This window comes from Actinomadura rayongensis, assembly GCF_009831215.1.
In the GTDB taxonomy this organism is placed as follows: domain Bacteria; phylum Actinomycetota; class Actinomycetes; order Streptosporangiales; family Streptosporangiaceae; genus Spirillospora; species Spirillospora rayongensis.
Map to the genome: position 1 here is coordinate 53,434 of NZ_WUTW01000007.1, position 23,094 is coordinate 76,527.

A 23,094-nucleotide genomic window follows, 5' to 3' on the forward strand; every position below is an offset into this window, starting at 1 on the left:
CTTCTTCCGGTGGGGTCGGGTGATGTCAGCGTAGCGGCCGGTCAGGGCCGCGCCGAGTGAAGTTTGTCCAGTTTGGCGGCGAGGACGGCGCCCATCTCGCGGACGGGCCCGGGTTCCATGAGGGCGTGGTGCTCGGCGTCCACCGGGTAGTCCTCGATGTCGCCGTCCACGAGCGGCGCCCAGTTCTCGGCGCCGGTGAGGTCGCCGTCCCTGCGTCCGCGCGTGGCCGTGAAGAACAGCACGTCGCCCCGGTAGCGGCCGGGGACGTACTTCTCGGCGTGCCGGATGCCGCCCGCGTAGTTGCGGTAGACGTTGCGGAGGCTGCGCTCGTCCAGGGTGGCGAGGGCGTCGCCGCGTTCGGCGAGGGCGGCCATGATGCGCGGGACGTCCGGTTCGCCGTGCTCGTCGGTCATGGACGCGTCGATGCCGATGCCGCCGAGCAGTTCGGGCAGCACCTCGCGGCGCTCGGAGTTCAGGTCCAGGCCGTGGAAGGAGTCGATCATGGCGAGCAGCGCGACGTCCTCCCCCAGCGCCTGGAACCGCAACGCCAGCTCGTAGGCGACGAGCCCGCCGAGCGACCAGCCGGCGAGGTGGTAGGGGCCGTGCGGCTGGACGGCCCGGATCTGCTCGATGTAGTCGGCGGCCATCTCCTCGACGGACTCGGGCAGCTCGTCCCGCGTGAACGCCCGCGCCTGGAGGCCGTAGACGGGCTGGTCGGGGCCGAGGTGGCGCTGGAACTGGAAGTAGCCCCAGGCCAGGCCGCCCGCCGGGTGGACGAAGAACAGCGGCGGCCGGGAGCCCTCCGTCCGGATCGGCAGCATGACCTCGAAGCCGAGGGTCGTCGCGGCGTCGTCCAGCTCGTCCAGCCGGGCCAGCGCCTCGACGGTCTGGTGGGTGAACACGTCGCGCGGCGTCAGCTCGATCCCGGCTTGCTTGGCGCGGGTGACGAGCTTGAGCGCGGTGACGCTGTCGCCGCCCAGCTCGAAGAAGCTGACGTCCGCGCCGACCCGGTCCAGGCCGAGCGCGTCGGCGACGGCGCGGCACAGCGCCTCCTCGCGCTCGGTGCGGGGCTCGCGGCCCGCGGCGCCGAACTCGGGGGCGGGCAGCGCGCGGCGGTCGAGCTTGCCGTTGGGGCCGGTGGGCAGCGTCGGCAGGGCGACGAACGCGGCGGGCACCATGTACTCGGGGAGCCGCGCGGCGACGTGGGCGCGCAGCTCCACCGGATCGACGGCGGCCCCGGCCGGGACGACGTAGGCCACGAGCCGCTTGACGCCGCCGTCCGTCCGGACGAGCGCGGCGGCGTGCGCGACGCCCGGGTGCGCGGCGAGCGCCGCCTCGACCTCGCCCGGCTCGATGCGGTACCCGCGGATCTTGACCTGGAAGTCGACGCGCTCGACGTACTCCAGCGTGCCGTCCGGACGGCGGCGCAGCAGGTCGCCGGTGCGGTACATGCGGTCGCCGGGCGCGCCGAACGGGTCGGCGACGAACCGCTCGGCGGTGAACCCCGGGCGGTGCAGGTACCCCCGACCGAGGCCCGCGCCCGCGACGTACGCCTCGCCGGTGACGCCGGGCGGGACGGGTTGAAGCGCCGCGTCCAGCACGTACACGCGCACCGAGTCGATCGGGAACCCGAGGACGGGCACCTGCTCGGCGGGGTCGGCGAGCGCGTCGCGCATCGCGACGATCGTGCTGTAGGTGGTGGCCTCGGTGGGTCCGTAGACGTTCCCGACTGCCGTGTCCGGGCACGCCGCGAGGACCTTGCGCATCGCGGCGACCGACCCCGCCTCGCCGCCGGTCAGGACCTCGCGCAGCCGCGCGAAGGCCGTCGGCCGCTCCTCGGCGACGAGGTTGAACAGCGTGGTCGTGATGAACAGGCCGGTGACGTCCTCGGCGGCGATGACGCGTTCGAGCGTCGCGGTGTCGACCCGTCCGGGCGGGGCGACGACGGCGGTGCCGCCCGCGAGCAGCGGCGCCCACAGCTCGTAGGTGGAGGCGTCGAAGGCGTGCGGGGAGTGGACGAGGACGCGGTCGTGCGCGCCGGTGCGCATCCAGGCGTCCATCGCGAGGTCCACGACGTCGCCGTGGTTGAGCATCGCGCCCTTGGGCAGCCCGGTCGACCCGGACGTGAACATGACGTAGGCGAGCTGCTCGGGGTGGGCGGGGATCCCGGGGTCGGTGGCGGGGCAGCCGTTGACGTCGTCCACGGCGAGCACGTGGGCGGACACGTCCTTCACCCGGTCGCGGGTGGCGGCGTCCACGATGATGACGGGCGCGTTCACCTCGTTCACGGCCCACTGGACGCGGTCGTCGGGGTAGCTCTCGTGGATCGGCGCGTACGCGGCGCCCGCCTTGAGGATCGCCAGCGTCGCGACGATGACGTCGGCCGAGCGCTGCACGAGCATCGCGACCCGTCCGTCGCGGCGGACGCCGAGCCCGATCAGCCGGTGCGCGAGGCGGTTGGCGCGCGCGTCCAGCTCGGCGTAGGTCAGGGTCGCTCCGCCGTGGACGCGCACCGCGACGGCGTCCGGCCGCGCGGCGGCGAGCGCGCCGAACCGGCCGGTGATCGTGCGGGGCTCGGCGACCTCGGTGCGGGGGCCCTGCCAGGCGTCCAGCAGGAGAGCGCGCTCCTCGGCGTCCAGGACGTCGATGCGGCCGAGCGGCAGGTCGGGCCGGTGCGCGATCGCGTCCAGGACGCGCAGCAGCCGCCGCATCACCCGCTCGGCGGCGGCCGTGTCGTAGAGGTCGGTGCGGTGGTCGACGCGCAGCGACAGCCGCTCGCCCGGGACGGCCGCGAGCGCGAGCGGGTAGTGCGACGCGTCGTAGCCGCCGACGCCGTGCAGCGTGAGGCCGCCGAGGTCGGTGCCCGCGCCGCCGTCCTCCAGGGCCGGGTCGAACGGGTAGTTCTCCACGACGGTCATCGTGTCGAACAGCCGGCCCGCGCCGGTGAGCCGCTGGATGTCGGTGAGGCCGAGGTGGTGGTGCGGGAGCAGGTCGGCCTGCTCGCGCTGGAGCCGGGCGAGGGCGTCGGCGACGGTCGCGGACGGGTCCACGCGGACGCGGATCGGCAGCGTGTTGATGAACAGCCCGATCATCTGCTCGACGCCGGGCAGCTCGCCGGGACGGCCCGACACGGCCGCGCCGAACACGACGTCGGTGCGTCCGGTGAGCCGCGACAGGACGGTCCCCCACGCGAGCTGCAGCAGCGTGCTCAGCGTGACGCCGTGCGCGCGGGCGCGGGCGGTCAGCGCGGCGGTGGCGGACGGGTCCAGCAGGTGCCGGACGCGGCCGGGCTCGGCGCCGTCGGGCGGCTCGGGCGCGCCCGGCGCGACGAGGGTCGGCTCGTCCACCCCGGCGAGGGCGGCGCGCCAGGCGTCCTCGGCGGCGGGGCGGTCCTGGCGGGCGAGCCAGGCCAGGTAGTCCTTGTAGGGGGCGACGCGCGGCATCCCGGTGTCGTCGCCGCCGGTGAGGTAGAGCGCGAACAGCTCGGTCTGGAGGACGGGCGTGGACCAGCCGTCCAGCAGGATGTGGTGGTTCGTGAAGATCATCCGGTGCCGTCCGGGGCCGAGCCTCACGAGCGTGTAGCGCAGCAGCGGCGGCTTGGCCATGGCGAAGCCGCGCGCCCGCTCCCGGTCGGCGACGGCCTCGGCCTCCGTCTCGGCGTCCGGACGGCCGGACAGGTCGATCTCCTCCCACGGCACGCGCACCCGCCGCTGGATCACCTGGACGGGCGTGCCGTCCTTGCGCTGGCGGAACCCGGCCCGCAGGTTCGCGTGCCGCGCGAGGACGGTCCCGGCGGCGGCGCGCAGCCGGGCCGCGTCCAGGTCGCCGCGCAGTTCCAGGACGAGCTGCGCGGTGTAGGAGTCGCCGTCGTCGTAGCGGGCGTGGAAGAACAGGCCCTGCTGGAGCGGGGAGAGCGGCCAGATGTCCTCAAGCTGCGATTCCTTCTTCGGCTCGGGCATCAGTCCAGCTCCCATTCGTCGTCCAGTTCGGCGGCGAGCGCGTCGATCTCGTCCTGGTCCACCTCGACCAGCGCGAGGTCGGACGGGGTGAAGCCGCCGACGGGGCCGTCCGCCGCGCCCGCGACGTGCGCGACGAGGCCGCGCAGCGCGCCGGTCCAGCGGTCGGCGAGCGCGGCCACGTCGTCCTCGGCGAACAGCGCGCCCGCGTAGGTCCAGGTGGCGGTCAGCTCGGGGCCGCCGGGCAGGTCGCGGGTGTGGGCGTTGACCTCGATCGCGTGGACGAGGGCGAGCGCGTCGTCCTGTCCGCCCGCGAGCGCGCCGGACTCGGCGGCCGGGCTCCAGTCGCCGCCGGTCGCCGCCGCGCGGCCGAGGTAGTTGAACGCGAGCTGCGGCGTCCGCGCGCCGAGCCCGGCGCCCGCCGGGTTGAGATGGCGCAGCAGGCCGTGGCCGATGCCGTTGTCGGGGATCTCGCGGAGCTGTTCCTTCACCCGCTTCAGCGCGGTGCCGACGGCCGGGCCGCCCGCGACGACCTCGTCCCAGGCGACCGTCCCGGCGTCCACGCGGACGGGGAAGATCGAGGTGAACCAGCCCGCCGTGCGCGACAGGTCCGCGCCGGGGACGATCTCCTCGCGGCCGTGGCCCTCCAGGTCCAGCAGGACCGGCGTGTCGTCGCCGGTCCCCCGGTCGCGGCGCCACGCGGCGACGGCGAGCGCGAGCGCGGTGAGCAGGACGTCGTTGGCGCGACCGTGGAACGCGGCGGGCACGTCGGTGAGCAGCGGGCCGGTGACGTCGGCGGGCAGCTCCACGGTCAGGTGCCGGGCCGTCGCGAACGTGTCGCGGGCCGGGTCGAGCGGGCGGGCGGCCAGGTCCGGGTCGGGCGCGGCCTCGATCTCGGCCCACAGCGGCAGTTCGGCGGTGCGGGCCGGGTCGGTGGCGGCGGCGGTGAGCCGCTGCGCCCAGCGGCGGAACGACGTCGGGACGGGTTCCAGCTCGCTTCCCGCCCACGCGGCGACGAGGTCGGGGAGCAGGATCCGCCAGGACACGCCGTCCACGACGAGGTGGTGCAGGGTGAGCAGCAGGCGGCCGGACGCGGCCGGTCCCGCGTCGAACCAGACGAGGCGGGCGTTGATCCCGCGCGCCGGGTCGAGGGCGCGGCGGGCGGCCAGGGACTCGTCGTGCAGGACGGTCGCGAGCGCTTCTCCGTCCAGGCCGGTGACGTCCACGCGGCAGACGAGCTTCGCGGCGGCCACGGCACCGGGCTCGGGGATCTCGAACCGGCCGCCGTCGGCGCGCATCCGCAGGACGTCGTGGTGGTCGAGCAGCGTCTGCAGCGCCTCGGCGAGCCGGGTCTCGCCGAGGCCGGGCGGGACCTGGAGCAGCATCCGCTGGCTGTAGCCGGCGGTGGGGCCGTCGAGTTCGGTGAACCAGCGCAGGATCGGCGTCGGCGGGACCGGGCCGAGGGCCGCGCCGGGCGGTTCGGTCTCGACCGTCTCGCCGGCCGGGCGCGCGGTGCGGGCGAGGGCTTCGACGGTCTGGTGCTGGAAGACGTCGCGCGGCGAGATGACCAGGCCGGACTGGCGGGCGCGGGAGACGAGCTGGATCGCGATGATCGAGTCGCCGCCCAGGTCGAAGAACCCGTCGTCCACGCCGACCCGCTCCAGGCCGAGGACTTCGGCGAACAGGCCCGCCAGCGTCTCTTCCTCGGGCGTGCTCGGCGCGCGGGAGGACGCGGCGGCGGCGAAGTCGGGGGCGGGCAGGGCGCGGCGGTCGAGCTTGCCGTTGGGGGTGAGCGGCAGGGCGTCCAGGGACACGACCGTGGCCGGGACCATGTGGTCGGCCAAGGTCCGGTTCGCGAAGGTGCGCAGCTCGCGGGAGTCGATCGCGGCGCCCTCGGCGGGGACGGCGTAGGCGATGAGGCGTTCGTCGCGGACGATCACCGCGACGTCGGTGACGGTCTCGTGCCGGGCCAGGACGGCTTCGATCTCTCCGGGCTCGATCCGGAAGCCGCGCAGCTGGACCTGCTGGTCGGCGCGGCCGAGGTATTCGAGATTCCCGGACGTGTTCCAGCGCGCGAGGTCGCCCGTCCGGTACATGCGGGTGCCCGGCTTGCCGTACGGGTCGGCGACGAACCGTTCAGCCGACAGCCCGGGGCGGTTCAGATACCCGCGCGCCAGGCCCGCGCCCGCCACGTACAGCTCACCGGCCACACCCGCCGGGACGGGCTGGAGCCGGTCGTCCAGGACGTAGATCCGCAGGTCGGGGATGCCGACGCCGATCGTGCTGCCGGGCGCGGTCTCCGCGTGCACCTGGTCCAGCGCGAGGTGGGAGACGTGGACGGTCGTCTCCGTGATCCCGTACATGTTGACCAGGCGCGGGGCGTCGTCGGCGTGCCGGGAGTACCAGTCGGCCAGACGGCCCAGTTCGAGAGCTTCCCCGCCGAACACCACGTACCGCAGCGCCAGATCCTGGCCGGGGTTCTCCCGGTCGGCGGCCATGAGCTGGTAGAACGCCGACGGCGTCTGGTTCAGCACCGTCACCCGCTCGGCGACCAGCAGCTTCAGGAAGTCCTCCGGCGACCGCGACGTCAGATACGGCACCACGACCAGACGGCCGCCGTACAGCAGCGGACCCCACAACTCCCACACCGAGAAGTCGAACGCGTAGGAGTGGAACAGCGTCCAGACATCGTCCGGGCCGAAGTCGAACCACGGCTCGGTGGAGCGCAGCAGCCGCACCACGTTCCGGTGCGGGACGACCACGCCCTTGGGACGCCCGGTGGAACCGGACGTGTAAATGACGTACGCGGGATTGTCCGGGGACAGCGCGACGTCCGGTGCGGTGGCCGGGTATCCGCTCTCGGGGTTCTCGTCCAGGTTCAGGCGCTCGACGCCGTCGGGCAGCGCGCCCGCCGCCGTGGTGATCGCGAGGGCGGGACGCGCGTCGTCCAGCATGTACGCGATGCGCTCGGCCGGGTAGTCCGGGTCGACCGGGACGTACGCCGCCCCGGCCTTCAGCACGCCCAGAATCGCCACGACCAGATCCGCCGAACGCGGCAGCGCAAGCGCCACGAACTGTTCCGGGCGGACGCCGCGCCCCACCAGCAGGTGCGCGAGACGGTTGGCGCGGGCTTCGACCTCGGCGTAGGTGAGCGTGACGCCCTCGAACGTCACGGCCGGGGCGTCCGGACGCTCCGCCGCGCGGGCGGCGAACGCGGCCGGGATCGTGTCCGCGTCGAGCCGGGGCGCGAACCCGGCGGGCAGGCCGGGGCCGGCGGGCCAGCGGCGCAGCAGCGTGCGGCGCTCGGCGCGGTCCAGGATCTCGGCGGTCCCGACGGGCGCGTCCGGCGCGGCGACCAGCTCCCCGACGAACCGGACGAACCGCTCGGCGATCGACGTCGCCGTGGCCGCGTCGAACAGGTCGAGCGCGTACTCCAGGTGCGCCTCGATCCCGGCGGGCGCGCCGTCGGCGTGCCGTTCCTCCAGGTAGAGGGACAGGTCGTACTTGGCGGTGCCGAGCGGCATCGGCTCGGGGGCGGCGGTCAGGCCGTCCAGCTCCAGCGTCGCCTCGGGGTTGTTCTGGAACGACAGCGCGACCTGGAACAGCGGGTGCCGGGCCATCGAACGCGCCGGGTTGAGGACGTCCACCAGCTTCTCGAACGGCAGGTCCTGGTGGGCGTAGGCGGCGAGGTCGGCCTCCTTCACCCGGGCGATCAGCTCACGGAACGACGGGTCGCCGGACGTGTCGGTCCGCAGGACGAGCATGTTGACGAACATGCCGACGAGATCGTCCAGGGCCTCGTCCGTGCGGCCCGCGATCGGCGACCCGACCGGAACGTCCGTGCCCGCGCCGAGCCGCGTCAGCAGCGCGGCGTACGCGGCCTGCATGACCATGAACAGGCTCGCGCCGCTCTCGCGCGCGAGGGCGCGGAGCCCGGCGTGCACGTCGGCGTCGAGGGTGAACGGGATCGTCCCGCCCCGGTGGGACGCGCGGGCGGGGCGCGGCCGGTCGGCGGGCAGCGGCAGTTCCTCCGGCAGGCCCGCCAAAGCGCCCTGCCAGTAGGCGATCTGCCGGGCGATCAGGCTGGACGGGTCGTCCTCGGAACCGAACAGCTCACGCTGCCACAACGTGTAGTCCGCGTACTGGACGGGCAGCGGCGTCCACTCGGGCGCGCGTCCGTCCGCGCGGGCCGCGTAGGCGACGATCAGGTCCCGCGCGAGCGGCGCCATCGACCAGCCGTCCCCCGCGATGTGGTGCAGCACGAGCAGCACCACGTGTTCATTGGGAGAGAACCGAAACAGCCGGGCGCGCAGCGGCGGCTCCACCGACAGGTCGAAGCCCTGCCCGACGGCGGCGGCGAGCGCGGCGGGCAGCCGGGCCGCGTCGGTCTCGGTCACGACCAGCGGCGGCCGGGCCGTCGCGGCGTCCAGGACGAGCTGGCGCGGCGTCCCCGACGCGTCCGGGAAGATCGTCCGCAGCGGCTCGTGCCGGGCCACGACATCGCCGAGCGCCGCGTCCAGCGCCGCCGCGTCCAGGGCGCCGCGCAGCCGCAGCGCGACCGGCATCGCGAACGTCGCCGACGGCCCCTCGAACCGGTTGAGGAACCACAACCTCTGCTGCGCGTACGACAGCGGCACCGGGTCGGGCCGGACGGCCGGGACGAGCGGCGGCCGGGCCGTCCCTGCGGCCTCGGCGAGCCGGGCCGCCAGCCCCGCGACGGTCGGCGCCTCGAACAGCGCCCGCACCGGCAGTTCCGCGCCGAACGCCGACCGGACGCGGCTGACCAGCCGGGTCGCGGTGAGCGAGTCGCCGCCGAGGTCGAAGAACGAGTCGTTCGCGCCGACCGGCGCGGTGCCGAGCACGTCGGCGAACAGCCCGCACAGGATCTCCTCCTGCGGGGTGCGCGGGCCGCGCCCGGCGGTCTCGGCGGCGTCCGGCGCGGGCAGCGCGCGGCGGTCCACCTTGCCGCTGACGGTGAGCGGCAGCGCGTCCAGGACGGTCACCGACGCGGGCACCATGTACTCGGGCAGGCGGGCTGCGGCGTGGCGGCGCAGCGCGGCCGGGTCCAGCCCGGCGGGTGCGACGTAGGCGGCGAGCCGGTCGTCGCGGACGACGACCGCGGCCTGCGCGACGTCCGGATGCGCGGCGAGCACGCTCTCGACCTCGCCCAGTTCGACCCGGTAGCCGCGGATCTTCACCTGATCGTCGGCGCGGCCGAGGTATTCGGCGATCCGGGGGTCGCCGGTCCAGCGGACGAGGTCGCCCGTCCGGTACATGCGGTCGCCGGGCGCGCCGAACGGGTCGGCGACGAACCGCTCGGCGGTCGCGCCGGGCCGCCCGTGGTAGCCGCGCGCGAGCTGGCCGCCCGCCAGGTACAGCTCGCCGGGGACGCCGGGCGGGACGGGCTGCAGCGCCGCGTCCAGCACATAGGCGCGCACGCCCCGGCGCGGCGCGCCGATCGCCGGGCGCTCGGCGGCGGCGAACCGGTGGTCGAGGACGTCGACGGTCGCCTCGGTCGGGCCGTAGAAGTTGCGGGCCTCCACGCCGGGCAGGGCGCGCAGCTCGTCCCACAGCGCGGCCCCGACCGCCTCGCCGCCGAGCAGCAGGTGCCCGGGCAGGTGGCGGCCGTCGGGTTCGAGCAGGCCGGACTCGCGCAACGACTGCAGATGCGACGGCGTGGTGTTGATGAGGTCGACGCGGTGTTCGGCGACGTATTCGGCGAACGCCTCGACGTCCCGGCGCGTCCGGTCGTCGATCAGATGCAGTTCGTGGCCGTGGAACATCCACAGCAGGCCCATCCACGACGTGTCGAACGAGAACGACGCCAGATGGGCGAAGCGGAGGCGCCGACCGCCCGCCGCCGCGACGGCCGGGTCGAAGAACGCCGTCCGGTGCGCCTCGTAGTACGCGAGGACGGCCGCGTGCGGCACGGCGACGCCCTTCGGACGCCCGGTCGAGCCCGACGTGTAGATGACGTACGCGGTGTTGCCCGGCCGGACGCCGCTCGGTGACAGGGGCGGTGCGTCGGCGGGCAGGTCGTCCAGCGCGATGCGGCCGGGCGCGTCCGGGACGAGGTCGCCGGTCGTCACGGTCAGGACGGGACGCGCGTCCTCCAGCATGTACGCGATCCGGTCGGCCGGATACGCCGGGTCGATCGGCACGTACGCGGCGCCCGCCCTGTGCGCGGCGAGGATCGCGACGACGATCTCCGGGACGCGCGGCAGCACGACCGCGACCCGGTCCTCCGGCCCCGCGCCGCGCGCGGCCAGCTCCCCCGCGAGCCGGGACGCGCGGGCGTCCAGCTCGGCGTAGGTGAGCGCGGTGTCCCCCGCGATGAGCGCGACCGCGTCCGGCGTCGCGGCGGCGCGCTCGGCGAACAGGTCGGCGAGCGTCCCCGGACGCTGCGCGGTGCCGGTGGCGTTCCAGGCGGCGAGCGCGGCCAGGTCGTCCGGCCCGGCGAGGGCGAGCGCGCCGATCGGCGTGCCGGGATCGTCCGCGACGGCCTCAAGAACGCGCCGGACGCGGGCGAGCAGCGCTTCGGCCGTGTCGCGCGCGTAGACGTCGGGCCGATAGTGCAGACGCAGTTGCAGTTCCGGGCCGGGCGCGGCGACGAACGACAGCGGGAAGTGCGTCGCGTCGTAGGCGTCGGCCCCGGTGATGCGAACGCCGTTCAACGACCCGTCCATCGCCTCCGGGTCGAACGGATAGTTCTCCAGGACCGTCATCGTGTCGAACAGCGGGCCGCCGTGCCCGGCCGCGCGCTGGATGTCGGTGAGCCCGAGGTGGTGGTGCGGCAGCAGGTCGGTCTGCTCGTCCTGGAGGCGTTCGAGCAGGTCGCCGAGCGTGTCCCCGGGACGGAACCGGACGCGCACCGGCAGCGTGTTGATGAACAGCCCGATCATCTGCTCCACGCCGGGCAGCTCCGGCGGACGGCCCGAGACCGTCGCGCCGAACACCACGTCGTCGCGGCCGAGCGTCCGGCCGAGCACGACGCCCCACGCGGCCTGCAACAGCGTGGACAAAGTCGCGCCGTGGCGGCGGGCGACGCGGGTGAGCTTCCTGGCGAACCGCTCGTCCAGCGCGGTCACGGCCCGCTCCGGCGGCACCGGCGGCAGCCCGGCCGCGTCGGGCGCGACGAGGCTCGGCTCGGCGACGCCGTCCAGCGCGCGCCGCCACGCCGCCCGCGCCGCGTCCCGGTCCTGCCCGGCGAGCCAGGCCAGGTAGTTCTTGTACGGGGTGACGCGCGGCATCCCGGTGTCGTGGCCGCCCTGGAGGTAGAGCGCGAACAGCTCGGTGGCGAGGACGGGCGTGGACCAGCCGTCCAGCAGGATGTGGTGGTGCGTGAAGACGAGCCGGTGCTCCTCGGCGCCGAGCCGGACGAGCACGAACCGCAGCAGCGGCGGCTCGGTCACCGGGAACGGCCGGGCCCGCTCGCGCGCCACCACCGCGTCGGCCTCGGCGCGGTCGGCGGCGTCCACCTCGTCCCACGGCAGGTCGACCGCGCGCGGGATCACCTGCACGGGCTTGGACAGGTTCTCGTGCCAGAACGCGGCGCGCAGGTTCGCGTGCCGGCGCAGCAGCGTCACGGCGGCCGTGCGCAGCGCGCCCGCGTCCAGCGGCCCGGCGAGGTCCAGGACGAGCTGCGCCGTGTAGACGTCCGGCGCGTCCGCGTCGAGCACAGCGTGGAAGAAGAAGCCCTGCTGCAGCGGCGACAGCGGCAGGATGTCCTCCAGGTCGCCCCGGTTCACTCTCGGTTCCTCCACGCGTCCTGCAAGGTGTCGATCTCGCTCTGGTCCAGGTCGACCAGCAGGTCGGACGGGGTGAACCCGCCCGCCGCGCCCGCCCGGGCATGGGCGGCGAGGCCGCGCAGCGCCGCGAACCACGCGTCGGCGAGGTCGCGGACGTCGGCGGCGGCGAGCAGGCCGTCCGGCCAGGTCCAGGTGGCGCGCAGCTCGGGGCCGCCGGGCAGGTCGCGGGCGAGCGCGTTGACCGTGAGGGCGTGCGCGAACGGCATGCGCGGGTCGTCCCCGGCGGCCGGTTCCTCGGGCGCGAGGCTCCAGTCCGCGCCGTCGGCGCCGGGCGCGACGCGGCCGAGGTAGTTGAACGCGAGCTGCGCCGTCGGCAGGTCGGCCAGTTCCTCGGCGGTCTCCTCGTTGAGGTACCGCAGCAGGCCGTAACCGATCCCGTTGCGCGGCACCGCGCGGAGCTGTTCCTTCACCCGCTTCACGGCCGTCCCGACGGCGGGACCGCCCGCCGTGACGTCGGCCCAGTCGGCCGGGCCCGCGTCGAGCCGGACGGGGAAGAGGGAGGTGAACCAGCCGACCGTCCTGGACAGGTCGACGCCGGGCACGACGTCCTCGCGGCCGTGGCCCTCCAGGTCCAGCAGGACGCCCGTGCCGCGTCCGCCCCGGCGGCGGCGCCAGTGCGCGACGGCGAGCGCGAGGCCGGTGAGCAGGACGTCGTTGACGCGGCCGTGGAACGCGGCGGGCACGTCGGCGAGCAGCGGGCCGGTCACGTCGGCGGGCAGGTCGACGGTCAGCGACGCGGCGCGGTCTGTTGTGACCGTGCGCGGGTCACCGTCGGCGAGGCGTTGCGGCGGGCCGTCCACGAGGTCCAGCCAGGTGTCGAGTTCGCCGGTCGTCTCGGCGCCGGACGCGAGCGCGGTGAGCTTCTGCGCCCAGCGGCGGAACGACGTCGGGACGGGTTCGAGCGCCGCGCCCGTCCACGCCGCGACGAGGTCGGGCAGCAGGATCCGCCAGGACACGCCGTCCACGACGAGGTGGTGCGCGACGACGAGCAGCCGCCCGCGCTCCTCGCCCGCGTCGAACCAGACGACCTGCAGCGTCGTCCCGGCGACCGGGTCGACGCGGTCGCGGGCGGCGGCGGCCTGCTCGGCGAGCACGGCGGCGCGCTTGTCGGGGTCCAGGCCCTGCGCGTCGATGCGGGTGACGAGCGGCGCGGCCGGGACGTCCCCGGCGGGCCGGACGAACGGGCGCCACGCGCCGTCCTCGACGTCCAGGCGCAGGCGCAGCACGTCGTGCCGGTCCAGGACGGCCCGCACGGCGTCCACCAGCGCGTCGTGGTCCAGGCCCGGCGGGGTGACAAGCATCGTGGCCTGCGTGTACGCGGCGACGCGCGCGGCGTCGCCGCCGACGCGGTCGCGCAGCCACGCCACGATCGGCGTGACGGGGACGGGTCCCTCGCCCGCGCCGGGCGGCTCGGTCTCGACCGTCTCGTCCGCGCCGGCCGGGCGCGCGACGGCCGCCAGCGCCTCGACGGTCTGGTGCTGGAAGACGTCGCGCGGCGAGATCACCAGGCCCGACTGCCGGGCGCGGGAGACGAGCTGGATCGCGATGATCGAGTCGCCGCCCAGATCGAAGAACCCGTCGTCCACGCCGACCCGCTCCAGGCCCAGCACCTCGGCGAACAGGCCCGCCAGGATCTCCTCCTCGGGCGTGCCCGGCGTGCGCGCCGACACTTCGACCGTGAGGTCGGGCAGGGCGCGGCGGTCCAGCTTGCCGTTCACGGTCAGCGGCAGGACGGGCAGTTCGACCACGCCCGCCGGGACCATGTGGACGGGCAGGTGGCGGCCGGCGAACGCGCGCAGCGCGGCTGCGTCGAGCGCGGCGCCCTCCGCCGGGACGACGTACGCGACCAGGCGCTCGTCGCGGACGATCACCGCGACGTCGGTGACGCTCTCGTGCCGGGCCAGGACGGCTTCGATCTCGCCCGGCTCGATCCGGAAGCCCCGCAGCTGGACCTGCTGGTCGGCACGCCCGAGATATTCGAGCGTCCCGGTCCTGTCCCAGCGCGCCAGGTCGCCCGTCCGGTACATGCGGGTGCCCGGCTTGCCGTACGGGTCAGCGACGAACCGCTCCGCCGACAGCCCCGGACGGTTCAGATACCCGCGCGCCAACCCGGCGCCCGCGACGTACAGCTCACCCACGACGCCCGGTGCAACGGGCTGGAGGTAGTCGTCCAGGACGTAGATCCGTAGGTCGGGGATCCCGATGCCGATCACGCTGCCGGACGCGGTCTCCGCCGAGAACTGGTCCAGTTCCACGTACGAGACGTGGACCGTGGTCTCGGTGATGCCGTACATGTTGACCAGGCGCGGCGTGTCGTCGGCGTGCCGGGAGTACCAGTCGGCGAGACGGCCCAGTTCGAGGGCTTCACCGCCGAACACCACGTACCGCAGCGCCAAGTCCGAGCCGGGGTTCTCCCGGTCGGCCGCCATGAGCTGGTAGAACGCCGACGGCGTCTGGTTCAGCACCGTCACCCGCTCGGCGACCAGCAGCTTCAGGAACTCGTCCGGCGACCGCGACGTCAGGTACGGCACGACCACGAGGCGACCGCCGTTGAGCAGCGAGCCCCACAGCTCCCAGACGGTGAAGTCGAAGGCGTAGGAGTGGAACAGCGTCCAGACGTCGTCGGGGCCGAAGTCGAACCACTCCCGTGTGGACGACAGCAGCCGCACCACGTTCCGGTGCGGGACGACCACGCCCTTGGGACGGCCGGTGGAACCGGACGTGTAGATGACGTACGCCGGGTGGTCCGGACGCAGCGGCGCCGTCCGGTCCGCGTCCGTCACCCTCGTGGCCGGGAACTCGCCGACGGCGTCGAGCAGGACGCGCGGCAGCTCGGCCGGAAGCGCGGCGTCCGCGCCGGGCGCGGTGACCGCGAGCGCCGGGGCCGCGTCCGCCAGCATCGAGGCGACGCGCTCGGCCGGATAGTCCGGGTCGACCGGGACGTACGCCGCCCCGGCCTTCAGTACGCCCAGGATCGCCACAACCAGATCCGCCGAACGCGGCAACGCCAGCGCCACGAACTGCTCAGGACCGACGCCGCGCCCCACCAGCAGATGCGCAAGCCGGTTCGCGCGGGCCTCCACCTCGCCATACGTCAATGTGACGCCCTCGAACGTCACCGCCGGGGCGTCCGGACGGGCCTCGGCCCGCGCCTCGAACAGCGCGGGGATCGTCGTCGCCGCGTCCGGCGCGGCCGTCCCGCCGGCCCAGTCGGTGAGGATCGCGGCACGCTCGGCCGGGTCCAGGACGTCCACGGCGCCGATCCGCGCGGACGGGTCGGCGAGCAGCCCGGCGAGGTACCGCTCGAACCGCCGCACGATCGTCTCGGCCGTCGCGGGGTCGTAGCGGTCGAGGGCGTACTCCAGCTCGCCGTCGATCCCGGCGCCGTCCGGCCGCTCGGTGAGCACCATGAGCAGGTCGAACCGCGCGACGCCCGCGTGCAGCGGCTCGGGCTCGGCGGTGAACCCGGGCAGATCGAGACGCGCCTCGGGGTTGTTCTGGAACGTCAGCCCGACCTGGAACAGCGGGTGGCGGCCGAGGTGGCGCGGCGGGTTCAGGACCTCGACCAGCCGCTCGAACGGGACGTCCTGGTGCGCGTACGCGGCGAGGTCGGTCTCCCGCACCCGCGCGATCAGCTCGCGGAACGACGGGTCGCCGGACGTGTCGGTCCGGAACACCAGCATGTTGACGAAGTTGCCGACCAGGTCGTCCAGGGCCTCGTCCGTGCGGCCCGCGACCGGCGACCCGACCGGGACGTCGGTGCCCGCGCCGAGCCGCGTCAGCAGCGCCGCGTACGCGGCCCGCGCGACCATGAACGGGCTCGCGCCGGTCTCCCGGGCGAGGGCGAGCAGCGCGCGGTGCGCGTCGGCGCCGAGCGTGAACCGGGCGGTCGCGCCCCGGTGGGACGCCTCGGCGGGACGCGGCCGGTCGGCGGGCAGCGGCAGTTCCTCCGGCAGGTCGGCGAGCGCGTCCCGCCAGTAGGCGATCTGCCGGGAGATCAGGCTCTCCGGGTCGTCCTCGGAACCGAACAGCTCCCGCTGCCACAGCGTGTAGTCCGCGTACTGGACGGGCAGCGGATCCCACTGCGGCGCGCGTCCGGCGGCCCGCTCGACGTAGGCGCCGATGAGGTCGCGGGCGAGCGGCGCCATCGACCAGCCGTCCCCCGCGACGTGGTGCAGCAGCAACAACACGACATGTTCGGTCGCAGACAACCGGAACAGGTGCGCGCGCAACGGCGGTTCGCCCGAGATGTCGAACGTGTACCCGGCGGCGGACGCGAGCTTGACCGGCAGGTCGCGCTCGGTCGCGTCCGCGATCCGCAGCGCCGGGCGCGCCGCCGCCGCGTCCAGGACGACCTGGCGCGGCACCCCGCCGTCGTCGGGCAGGATCGTGCGCAGCGCCTCGTGCCGCGCGACGACGTCCCCGAGCGCGGCGCGCAGCGCGTCCAGGTCCAGCGCCCCGCGCACCCGCAGCGCGACCGGCACGTTGTACGTCGCGGACGGCCCCTCGAACCGGTGCAGGAACCACAGCCGCTGCTGCGCGTACGACAGCGGCACCGACGCCGGGCGCTCCCGGGCCGTCAGCGCGGGCCGGGCCGGATCGGTGCCCGCGAGCGCGGCGAGCCCCGCGACGGTCGGCGCCTCGAACAGCGCCCGCACCGGCAGCTCCACGCCGAGCGCGCGCCGGATCCGGCCGACAATCCGCATCGCGACGAGCGAGTCGCCGCCCAGCTCGAAGAAGTCGTCGTCGATCCCGACCCCGTCCGCGCCGAGCAGGTCGGCGAACACCGCCGCGATGGCCGCCTCCCGCTCGTCGCGCGGCGCGCGGTAGGGCCGCAGCGGGACGGTCAGGACGGGCCGGGGCAGCGCCTTGGTGTCGACCTTCCCGTTCGGCGTCAGCGGCATCTCCGGCAGCACGACGACCGCCGCCGGAACCATCGACTCGGGCAGGTGCGCGCGGGCGTGCGCGCGGATCTCCTCGGGGTCGAGCGTCGCGCCGGGCGCGGCGACGACGTACGCGACGAGCTTCTTGACCGTCCGCGCGGGCGGCTCGGGCGCGGCGAACCGCGCGGCCAGAGCCGCGTCGGTCAGCGCGAGGTCGGCGACCGGACGGGACGGGTCCTCGACCAGCGCCGCCGCGAACGCGAGCAGCTCCGCGACGAGCGCCTCGGCGGTCGCGCGGTCGAACAGGTCGGTGCGGTAGCCGAGCCGCAGTTGCAGCCGCTCCCCCGGCACCGCGTCCAGCGTCAGCGGGTAGTGCGTGGCGTCGAGCAGGTCCGCGCCGGTGAGCCGGACGCCGCCGAACGCGGCGTTCAGCAGCGAGGAGTCCAGCGGGTAGTTCTCGAACACCGTCATGGTGTCGAACAGCGCGCCCGTCCCGGCCGCGCGCTGGATCTCGCCGAGCCCGTGGTGGTGGTACGGGAACAGGTCGGCCTGCTCGCCCTGGAGCCGCACGAGGAAGTCCCCGGCCGTCTCCCCCGGCAGGAGCCGCACCCGCACCGGCAGCGTGTTGATGAACAGCCCGACCATCCGCTCCACGCCGGGCAGCTCGGGCGGACGGCCGGACACCGTCGCGCCGAACACCACGTCGTCGCGGCCGAGCAGGCGGCCGAGCAGCAGCCCCCACGCGGCCTGGACGACCGTGTTGACCGTGACGCCGTGCGCGCGGGCGGTCGCGGCGAGGCCGTCCGACAGCGCGGCGGGCAGCAGCGTCTTCACCTTGCCGGGCAGGCCCGGGGCGATCGCGGGGGCGGCCGGGGCGACGAGCGTGCCGTGCTCCAGGCCGTCCAGCGCTTGCGCCCACGCCGCGCCCGCCTCGGCGGGGTCCTGCCGGGCCAGCCACCCGAGGTGGTCGCGGTAGGCGGGGGCGCGCGGCGGCTCCTGGCCGGAGTAGAGCGCGAGCAGTTCGGCGGCGAGGGACGGCATCGACCAGCCGTCCAGCACGATGTGGTGGAACGTCAGGACGAGCCGGTACCGCCCGGGCCCGAGCGCGGCCAGCACGAACCGCAGGAACGGCGGCCGGGCGAGGTCGAAGCGGCGGGTGCGCTCGGCGTCCATGAGCGCGGCGAGGGCCGCCTCGTCGCAGGCGACCTCGCGCCAGTCCACGGCCGCGTCGCGCAGCACGACCTGGACGGGCTCGCCGTCGGCGGCCTGCGTGAACGCGGTCCGCAGCGACGCGTGCCGGGCGGGCAGGGCGTGCGCGGCGGCGCGCAGCGCGGCGGCGTCCAGGTCGCCCGCGAGGTCCAGGACGAGCTGGCCGGTGTAGACGTCGGTCGCGGCGGCGTCCAGCAGCGAGTGGAAGTACAGGCCCTGCTGGAGCGGCGCGAGCGGCCACACGTCGGTGAGCGCGGGGTGGGCCCGCTCCAGGTCGGCGACGGCGGCGGCGTCCAGCGCGACGAGCGGGAAGTCCGACGGCGTGTGCCCGCCCTCGCCCGCGACGGCGGCCAGCGCGCGCAGCTCGGCGGTCCAGCGCGCGGCGAGTTCGCGGACGTCGGCCTCGGCGAGCAGCGCGCCCGCGAACGTCCAGGTCGCGACCAGGCGCGGGCCGTCGGGCCCGTCCTGCGCGACGGCGTCCACGGCGAGCGCGTGGCCGAGCGGCAGCGCGTCGTCGGCGGCGCCGCCGAGCGCGCCCGGCTCGCCCGCGACGCTCCAGTCGCCGTCGGCGTCCGCGACGCGGCCCAGGTAGTTGACGACGATCTCCGGCGCGGGCAGCGCGGCCAACTCCGCTTCGGTGTCCGCGTTCAGGTAGCGCAGCAGGCCGAAGCCGAGGCCGTTGTCGGGGATCGCGCGCAGCGTCTCCTTGACCCGCTTCAGCGACTCCGCCGGGCCGAGCTCGCCCGGGTCGAGCCGGACGGGGTACTTGCTGGTGAACCAGCCGACCGTCCGGGACAGGTCCAGGCCGGGGAAGACGTCCTCGCGGCCGTGGCCCTCCACGTCGAGCAGGACGGGCCCGGACCGCCCGCGCGCCTCCCGCCAGCCCGCGACCGCGCGGGCGAACCCGGTGAGCAGCACGTCGGCGGCGCGGCCGTGGAACGCGGCGGGGACGGCCGTGAGCAGCGCGCCGGTCGTCTCGGCGTCCAGCTCGGCGGTGAACCGGACGGCGGTGGCGTGCGTGTCCACGGCGGGGTCGAGGGGGCGGTCGCCGAGCGGGACCGGGTCCCCGGCGAGGACGCCGCGCCACAGGTCCAGCTCGCCGGCGCGGGCGGGGGCCTCGTCGGCCAGACGCCGCGCCCAGGCGCGCAGCGACGTCCCGACCGGGTCGAGGGCGGGCGCGCCGCCGGCCGCGAGCGCCGCCCACGCCGTGACGAGGTCGGGCACGAGGATCCGCCAGGAGACGCCGTCCACGGCGAAGTGGTGGACGACGAGCAGGAGCCGTCCGGGCGCGTCCCCGGCGTCGAACCACACGAGCCGCACGTTGTCGCCCGCGGCCGGGTCCAGCGCGGCGCGGGCGGCGGCGCGTTCGACGGCGATCGTCGCGGCGAGCGTTTCCGCGTCCTGTCCGGCGACGTCGACGCGGCGGACGGACGCGTCCCCGGCGCCCGGCGGCGGGACCTCCAGCGTGCCGTCGGGCCGCGCGATGAGCCGCAGCGCGTCGTGGTGGTCGAGGACGGCGCGCAGCGCGCCCGCCAGCGGCTCGGCGCCGAGCCCGGCCGGGGTGCGCAGCAGGACGCTCTGCGCGAACCCGTCCGCCGGGCCGCCGAGGTCGCGGAACCAGCGCAGGATCGGGGTCGCGGGGACGTCGCCGAGCCCGGTGTCCGGGGCGGCGGGGACGGCGCCGTCGAGCGGGCGGGCGACGGCGGCCAGCTCGTCCACCGTGGGCCGCTGGAACACCTCGCGCGGCGAGATCGCGAGGCCCGCGCGGCGCGCCCGCGACACCAGCCGCATCGCGATGATCGAGTCGCCGCCGAGGTCGAAGAACCCGTCGTCCAGGCCGACCCGCTCCAGCCCGAGGATCTCGGCGTAGAGCCCGCACAGGACGGTCTCGGCGGGCGTGCGCGGCGCGCGGTAGGGCCGGGACGCGCCGGACGCCGCCGCGTAGTCGGGGGCGGGCAGCGCGCGCTGGTCGAGCTTGCCGTTCGGGGTGAGCGGCAGCGCGTCCAGCGCGACCACGGCGGCCGGGACCATGTACTCCGGCAGCGTCGCGCCGACCGCAGCGCGCAGTTCGCCCGGATCGACCGGTTCGCCGTCCGGGACGACGTAGGCGACGAGCCGCTTGACGCCGGGCTCGTCCTCGCGGGCCACGACGGCGGCCCGCGCCACCGACGGCTGCCGGACGAGCGCCGCCTCGATCTCGCCCAGCTCGATCCGGAACCCGCGGATCTTCACCTGCTGGTCGGCGCGGCCGACGTACTCCAGCGACCCCGGCACCGCGACCGACCAGCGGACGAGGTCGCCGGTGCGGTACATGCGCTCGCCGGGCGTACCGAACGGGCACGCGACGAACGCGGCCGACGTCAGCGCGGGCCGGTTCAGGTAGCCGCGCGCCAGGCCCGAGCCCGCGATGTACAGCTCGCCGGTGACACCGGGCGGGACGGGCCGCAGCGCCGCGTCCAGGACGTAGGCGCGGGTGTCGTCCAGCGGCGAACCGATCGGGACGGTCCGCAGCGCGGCGAGGTCCAAGCCCGCCAGCGGCTGCGCCAGCGCGTAGGTGGTCGCCTCGGTGGGACCGTAGACGTTCGATACGCGCGTGTCCGGGCAGGCGGCGGTCACCCGGGCGAGCGCGGCGGCGGACGCGGCCTCGCCGCCGGTCTGCACGACGCGCGCCGGGGCGAACGCGGCCGGGCGCTCGGCCGCGACCAGGTTGAACAACGCCGTGGTGATGAACAGGTGGCTGACGCGGCCCGCCGCGATCACGCGTTCCAGTCCGGCGGAGTCCAGGGCGCCGTCCGGCGGGACGACGACGGTGCCGCCGCCGAGCAGCGGCCCGTACATCTCCAGCGTGGACGCGTCGAACGCGTGCGGGGCGAGCAGGAGGTGCCGGTCGCCGGGGCCCTCGGCGAGGCGCCCGTCGGTGGCGATCTCCACGACGTCGCGGTGCCGCGCGCCGACCGCCTTCGGGGTGCCGGTCGAGCCGGAGGTGAAGATCGCGTAGGCGAGCTGGTCCGGGCGGACGGCGACGTCCGGCGCGTGGTCGGGCTCGTCCGTCGCCCAGGCGTCGTCGTCCAGCACGAGCACCGTGATGCCGGCGTGGCGGGCGTCGGCGAGCCAGGGCCGCTCGGCGAGCGTCGCGCGGTCGCAGACGAGCAGCCGAACGCCGGTGTCGCGCAGCAGCCACGCCACCCGCTCGGCCGGGAACGTGTGGTGGATCGGGACGTAATAACCGCCCGTCTTGAGTACCGCGAGCGACGTCGTCACGACGTCCGGCGAGCGTTCCAGCAGCACCGCGACCGGCGTCTCGGCGCCCGCGCCGAGCCCCAGCAGCCGGTGCGCGAGGCGGTTGGCGCGGCGGTCCAGGTCCCCGTAGCCGAGGACCGCGTCGCCCGGGACGGTCGCGACGGCGGGCGCATCCGGGGTCGCGGCGACCTGGGCGGCGAACGCGTCCAGGACCGTCCGCGCGGGCCGCTCTGTCGCGGTCGCGTTCCAGCGCGTCAGGACGTTCGCGCGCTCGGCGCCGTCCAGCGGGTCGAGGTCCCCGACGCGCGACGCCGGGTCGGCGGCGGCCATCGCCCGCAGGAACCGGACGTGCCGGGCGTGGTGCGCGGCGATCTCCTCGGCCGTGTGGAGATCGGGGTGGCCGTCCAGGTCGATGCGGGTGCCGCGCCCGTCCAGGCCGTCGTGGACGTTGAACGCCACGTCCTCGGTGAGCCCGAGCGCCAGCGGGTGCGCGCGGCCGGTCGCGCCCGCGAAGTCCGCCGTGTAGTCGAACGGCATGATGTTGATCGTCGCGGCGTAGAGGCGGCGGCGCTCGCCGAGCAGCTTCAGGTCGCGCAGCAGGTCCTCCAGCCGGTACCGCTGGTGGCGCAGCGCGCGGGCGGTCGCGCGGGAGACGGCGCGGGTCAGCTCGTCCACCGTCAGGTCCGGGTCGACGGTCACCCGCAGCGGGACGATGTTGGACATCATCGTCGGCGTGCGGCGCGCGAGGTCGGTCGTGCGGCCGGTCACCGCCAGGCCGAGGACGACCTCGGGGTTCCCGGTCATCCGCGCCATGTAGGCGGCGGTCGCGGCGATGGCGAGGCCCGGCGTCGCGGTGCGCAGGCGGCGCGCTGCGGCGGCGAGCGCCCCGCTGTCGTCCGGGCCGAGCGTGGTGCTGCTGCGGACGAAGTCCATCGTCGGCGCGGCCGTCCGGTCCGACAGGCCGGTGATCTCGGGCAGGTCCGCGAACCGCTCCGTCCAGTAGGCGCGGTCGCGGGCGAACTTCTCGGACGCGCGGTAGGCGGCGTCCTCGGCCAGCAGCGCCCGGTAGTCGCCCCGCTCCTCCGCCTCGTAGGCGCCGCCGCCCGCCAGCAGCGTGTACAGCTCCGCCATGCGGGAGTTGACGAGCGCGCCGCCGAAGCCGTCCACCGTGATGTGGTGCGCGCGCAGGTACCAGAAATGGCGTTCCGGGCCGAGGCGCAGGACGGCGAGATGATGCAGCCGGTCCCCGAAAAGGTCCATCGGACGCGCCATGTCCGCGCGCATCCACTCGCGCGCCGCCGCTTCCGGATCGGGCGCGGAGGAGAAATCCGTGAGAAGAATCGGTGTCTGCGGATCGTCCGGGAGAACCTGGTAAGGAACGCCGTCGCGTTCGACCAGCCGCAGTTGCAGACTGGGGAACTCGCGGGCCGCCATCCGGCCGATAGCGTCGAACAGCGCGGCGTCGAGCGGCCCTTCGATCTCGATGTACTGCGCGATGCAGATCGGCACCTCGGGATTGAGCTGCTGCGCGTACCACACGCTCTGCTGAGCGGCCGAAAGAGGAACGTGCTCCAGGGACGACATCACGGGGTACTTTCCCGGTCGGAGGGGTGGTGCAGGACGCCCGAGAAGGCGACCGGAGACGGTCGTCGGGGCAGCGATCCAGAAAACGCGACGACAGCACTCAGGACCTTTTCGTCCCCTTTCCCCGATTCCCTCCCGCGCGCCTCGTCCGGCCACGACCCGACGCGCGCCGACAGGGCGCCCGACCTGCACCGGACGAACCGCTTTCCGCACGTCCGGCACGGGTTCGTCCTCGACCACGTGCTCTACTCAGGAGTAGCGGAGCCACAGTTAACCAGCCCGTCACATGCCTCGCAATGCCCCGCAATGCAGAACTTGGCGGCGAAAATTGCTAACCGGAGTGACAAACGAGGCGGGTGGATCGTGCGCCGAGAGCACCCTGGCCACTCGTCAGGTGACAATGAGTGACGGAGG

Annotated in this window: 3 protein-coding genes; all 3 read right to left on the minus strand. The window is 75.2% G+C overall.

The genetic code is table 11. The features are described 5' to 3' along the window. Positions 1-41: 41 nt before the first annotated feature. From GQ466_RS25375 to GQ466_RS25385, 3 genes are read right to left on the minus strand one after another with little or no spacing between them, the layout of a single operon-like run. Positions 42-3,959 carry an amino acid adenylation domain-containing protein gene (locus GQ466_RS25375; RefSeq protein WP_161105554.1) on the minus strand — a complete coding sequence of 1,306 codons (3,918 nt, stop codon included), beginning with the start codon at positions 3,957-3,959 and terminating at the stop codon, positions 42-44. Then, positions 3,959-11,719, minus strand: a complete 7,761-nt coding sequence (locus GQ466_RS25380) for an amino acid adenylation domain-containing protein (protein WP_337193622.1) — start codon at positions 11,717-11,719, stop codon at positions 3,959-3,961. The genes GQ466_RS25375 and GQ466_RS25380 overlap by 1 nt, the downstream gene beginning before the upstream one ends. Continuing rightward, the gene (locus GQ466_RS25385) at positions 11,701-22,680 is read right to left on the minus strand and encodes a non-ribosomal peptide synthetase (RefSeq protein WP_161105555.1); all 10,980 of its coding nucleotides are present in this window, start codon (positions 22,678-22,680) and stop codon (positions 11,701-11,703) included. Before GQ466_RS25385 ends, GQ466_RS25380 begins: the two co-directional genes overlap by 19 nt. Positions 22,681-23,094 lie beyond the last annotated feature (414 nt).

Bases quoted from the DNA above. Each gene is read 5' to 3' on its own strand.
- GQ466_RS25375 (WP_161105554.1), bottom strand. From the start codon at position 3,959: ATGCCCGAGCCGAAGAAGGAATCGCAGCTTGAGGACATCTGGCCGCTC.
- GQ466_RS25385 (WP_161105555.1), bottom strand. From the start codon at position 22,680: ATGTCGTCCCTGGAGCACGTTCCTCTTTCGGCCGCTCAGCAGAGCGTG.